This is a genomic window from Candidatus Eisenbacteria bacterium (assembly GCA_016867495.1).
In the GTDB taxonomy this organism is placed as follows: domain Bacteria; phylum Eisenbacteria; class RBG-16-71-46; order CAIMUX01; family VGJL01; genus VGJL01.
In genome coordinates this window covers 1-4584 of the sequence record VGJL01000200.1, presented here as the reverse complement: position 1 = coordinate 4584, position 4584 = coordinate 1, and the positions used below count along the sequence as shown (strand labels likewise).

At 66.9% G+C, this 4584-nt stretch carries 2 protein-coding genes; one reads left to right on the top strand and one right to left on the bottom strand.

Annotation, left to right across the window (positions count from 1 at the left end; translation table 11 throughout):
- Window positions 1-268: 268 nt before the first annotated feature.
- A complete protein-coding gene (locus FJY88_12120) occupies window positions 269-3253 on the bottom strand; it encodes a histidine kinase (GenBank protein MBM3288080.1) in 2985 nt (994 codons plus the stop codon).
- Between the two features lie 222 nt (window positions 3254-3475).
- On the opposite strand from FJY88_12120, the gene FJY88_12115 reads away from it, so the two are divergent.
- Complete coding sequence (locus tag FJY88_12115) at window positions 3476-4468, top strand: DUF362 domain-containing protein (GenBank protein MBM3288079.1); 993 nt, start codon at window positions 3476-3478, stop codon at window positions 4466-4468.
- Window positions 4469-4584 lie beyond the last annotated feature (116 nt).

The following is a 4584-nucleotide window of genomic DNA, read 5'->3' as shown; positions in this document are numbered from 1 at the left end:
AGCATCCACGCGACCTGCGTGAAGTACGGCAAGCAACCCGACGGATTCATCAACTACGTCGCCGGCGCCAACATCGGCGGATTCATCAAGGTCGCCGACTCGATGCTCGATCAGGGGCTCGTCTAGGCCGGCCGCCAAACCGCGGCGCGGCGAGAGACGCGTTGGGCCCGAGACGGGGAAGCCGTCTCGGGCCCTTCGTCTTGTGGAGCGGGAAACCCGAGCGCCGCAGGCCGCGCCCGGCGCGCGAGGTCGACTCCAGGACCCAGAATCAGGCCGCGCTTGCGCCTTTCAGGATCAGCCCCCGCCGCGAGCGGCCATCGATCCAGATCTCCAGGGGCCTTTCGAGCGAGACGTGTCGCAGAAACACCCCCTCGGAGGCGGCGGCCTGCCGCGCCAGCCACTCGCCGTCGATGAACCCCCGCGCCTCGCCGCGATGGACCTGGAAGTAGCCGACTCCCAGGGCGGTCATGTTGTGGAAGAAGTGCGTCCCCTCCGAGGGCGTGACCGGCACGTCTCCCAGGTCGGTCTCCACGATGACGGAAGCGCCGGATACTCCGTGCCACTCGACGGGAATGCCCAGCCACGGATCGGACGTCCCCCAGCGGCCGGGCCCGATCAGCAGATAGGGGCGGCGTTGCGATGTCAGGCGGCGGTTCAGGATCTCCAGCTCCGAGGCGACCGCGGCCGTGAGCGAGCGATCGAAGGCATCGGACTTGACATAGACGAGGTCCCGCACGCCGCGAATGTTCCCCTGGCCAAAGGCCCGCCAGGCCTCGCAGAGCACTGCATCGGCCCCCGCGCGGTCGACGATCCGGTCCAGGTCGGCCGCGGCGGCGTCGATCGTGAGGGGGCGCAGCTGGAGAAAGCCTACTCTCGGCCCGCCACGGGCCGGCCTCAGGTCGACGGCGAATTCGATCTCAACGGGGGCGCTCATCGCCTTCCGGCCGAGCGCCAGAAGCTGCATGAGGACGGAGGGGTAGGGCGAGTGAACGCTCTTCAGGATCGGGGCGAACGTGACCAGCCGTGTCCCGGACCTGGAGACCCCATCGAAGACCGCGTCGTCATCGGGCGAGTAGACAGAGCCAACCGGGCCGAGCGTGCCGTGCTCCTCCGCGACATCGAGCCCCAGCTCGACGATCGCATCGTCGAGCGCCGTGCTGGCGGCGCGGCGCCCTTCCTCCAGATCGAGTGCGTAAAACCTCCTCTGAGCGTTCTCCAGGTAATCGGCGGCGCTCGAGAACTGCGGGAGGCGATGGGGACTGCCCGGAGAGAAGCGTACGGCCTTGCGCCCTTCCACGACTGTCTTGCCGAGGCCGAGGGCGACCAGGGCGGCTCCGTCCTCGGGCTTCATGTCGAGCACCGGGTAGTAGTTGTAGGAGCTTACAACGCCCGAGAAGTCAGGGTAGAAGTAGCGGCCGTGGCCCCTCCCGACGAGGCGCTGGAGGACGACCGCCATCTTCTCCTCTTCCATCCGATAGGGGGTGTGCTGGAGGTAGGACTTCGCGTTCCGGGAGAATGTGGATGCGTAGACCAGCCTGATGGCATCGCAGATCTGCCGCAGTCTCACTTCGGGATCGGGATCGCTGTTGGCGAGCATGTAGGTCCGGTAGATCCCCGCGAAGGGCCGCTCGTGCGAGTCCTCCAGAAGGCTCGACGACCGAACTGCGAGCGGAGACTCGATCCTCTCGGCGAAGCGCCGCAGATCGCCCATGATCGACGGCGGGATCTTTCCCCTGAGGAACGCCTCCGCGCACTCCGCGTCGGAGACATCGGAGAGCGCGAGGCCCGACAGGCCGTTGCTCTTCATGAAGTCATCGAAGACGTCGGTACCCACGACGGCGGAGGAGGGAATGAAGACCCTCACTCCTTCGAAGCGATCGCCCCCCTCGAGCCCCGGAATGAGCGCATTCACGAAGCCGAGCCCCCTCCCCTTCCCGCCCATCGAGCCCGATCCGATGCGCCCGAAGACGGACTCCTCTCCGCCGAGATCGAGGTGCGAGAAGTCGGCGACGACACCCCGCTGGGACTCGACCCGCAGGCGGCCGAACGCGTCTCTCAGGTAGGCCCTCAGGCTTTCGGTGCTCTCGAAGTGGGAGACCCGAACGGGGCGAAGCGTCGAGGCGAGCGCGAACTCGGTCCGCGCCATGCACCAGTTCGAGAAGTGGTTGCGGGAGGCGTGGTAGCGAAGGGAGACCTCCGGCACCGTGCGGAGCGCCTCGGGCATCCCGGCCAGGTCGCTCACTCGCGCAACCTCCCGCCCGTCCGGCATCAGGAAGACGAAGTCCCCGAAGCCGAGGCTCGACCGCATGAATCGCCGCAGCTCCTCCATCAGATGCGCGGAGCGCTTGTTCACGTACTGCGCCCCCAGCGACTCGACCCTCTGGGCGATGGAGTCCTCCGAGGACTGGACCAGGACCGGCATGTCGGGATCACGCCCCTTCACTCGGCGCACGAACTCGACGCCCGCCTCCGGATCGATGACGCCTTCCCTGGGAAACCGCGCGTCTGCGATGATTCCGAGGACATACTCCCGATGCTTGGAGAAGAGACTCCACCCCGCCTCGAACGATTCGGCCAGGAGGATCTTCGGTCGCGCCCGCATGCGGCGCAGCCTCTGCATCGCGTTGACTCCGTCGGCCATCAGGAGCTGGTTCTGCGTCACCAGCTCCGTGTAGAGCATGGGGAGATACGACGAGTAGAAGCGGACCGAGTCCTCGATCAGGAGGATCGCCCGGACCCCGGCGAGGGCCATGTCCCTCTCGGCGTTCCTCTGGTCCTCGACGTGCTTGATGATGGCGAGGAAGATCCTGACGTCTCCCCCCCACACGAAGACCTGATCGATCTCCCCTTCTTTGCGCCCCTCCTTCGCCCTCGCGGCCTCGGAAGGACTGCCGGCGAGCAGGATGACGGGGAGATCCGGATGCCTCCGCTTGACCTCCCGGCCGAACTCCTGGACATCCATCTCCCCCAGCCGGGGCATCGTGATGACGAGATCGAACGGGCGCGCCGACAGGGCTTCCAGCCCCTCGTCTCCGGTCGAGACCTGCGTGATCCAGGGAGCTGCGGAGAGGTTCAGCTGATTGTACTCGACGTTCAGGCACTCGGAGAGAAACCCGTCCTCCTGCAGGACGTAGGAGTCGTACGGGCTCGAGACCAGCAGGATGTCGCGGATCCGGAATCCCATCAGGTGGCGGAAGACCAGATCCTGCGGCGCCGACGATTCCTGAAGCGGTCTGTCTTCCGATTCGATCACCTCTGCCCCCTTCCGGACCAGTCGCGACCTGCCCGCGGATCGCTTGAGATTCTATTGCAGACGCGGGCGGCCGCAAAGGGCCGCCGAGACTCCCCTCCCTCGGGCCCGGCGTCCTCGCCTCCTCGCGTCGATTGAGAGTCGGGCATGGCCGTGCTACCTTGTCGGCAACAGGCTGGTCCATTGCAGCAAGCATGAAACCCCTCGAGAGGAGACCCAGCCGACATGCGGATCGATCGACGGCGATTCCTCGCCAGAGCCGCTTCTCTCGTGGCCAGCGGCCTGGCGCTTCGTGACGTTGCCCTGAGGCAGGCGATCGCCTCGGGGGACCCTTCCCCCTCAGCCAACACCCCCTTGCGGGAAGCCAACGCCTCTTCTGCGCCGCCCGATTCGCCGGGAGGCGCGCCTGACCTGGTCATCGCGAAAGGTCCCCCGAAGGATGCGACACGCAGGGCTCTCGACGCGCTGGGCGGCATCGGGCGCTTCGTCCATCCGGGAGAAACCGTCGTGCTGAAGCCGAACGCGGGCTTCGACGCGCCCCCCGGCTGGGGGGCGACGACGCACCCGGAGGTCGTCTCCGCTCTGGTCGAATCGTGCCTGGACGCGGGCGCCCGGCGGGTCCTCGTCCTGGATCACACCCTGCATCCCGCCGAGAGGTGCTTCGCGCGAAGCGGGATCGCGGAGGCCGTAGCTCCCTTCGCAAAGGCCAAGCTCGTGTCGCTCGACGATCGCGCCGCCTACACAGAGGTCCCCGTCCCGATGGGAAAGGCGCTGCGGAAGACCGAGATCCCGATCGCCGTCGCCAAGGCCGACGTGCTGATCAACATCCCGGCGGCGAAGGCCCACTCGGCCACAAGGGTGAGCCTGGGACTCAAGAACCTGATGGGGCTCGTGTGGGACCGGCATGTCTTCCACCAGGAGATCGATCTCGAGCAGGGGATCGCCGATCTTGCCACCGTCCTGCGGCCCGCTCTGACGATCCTCTCCGCCGTCACGATCCTGAAGACGGGAGGCCCCGCGGGTCCCGGGGAGACCGAGCCCTTCGGTGGCGTCATCGCCGGGATCGATCCCGTCGCCGTCGACTCCTACGGGGTCACGCTGTCTACCTGGAACCGCGAGACTCTCCGGCCCGAGCAGATCGGCTACATCCGCCACGCCTCCGAGCACGGGATCGGAGAGTGGAAGCTGGATCAACTGAGAATAGTCGAGCTGTCTTGACTTCCCGCTAAGAGGACAGCTCTCCAGCCAGCCTCTCCAGCCAGCCCTGGCGCGCCGGCCGGCTCTGTGGTAGAATCGTCCGGTGATCGATTCGATCGTTGCAGGGGCCGTGATGC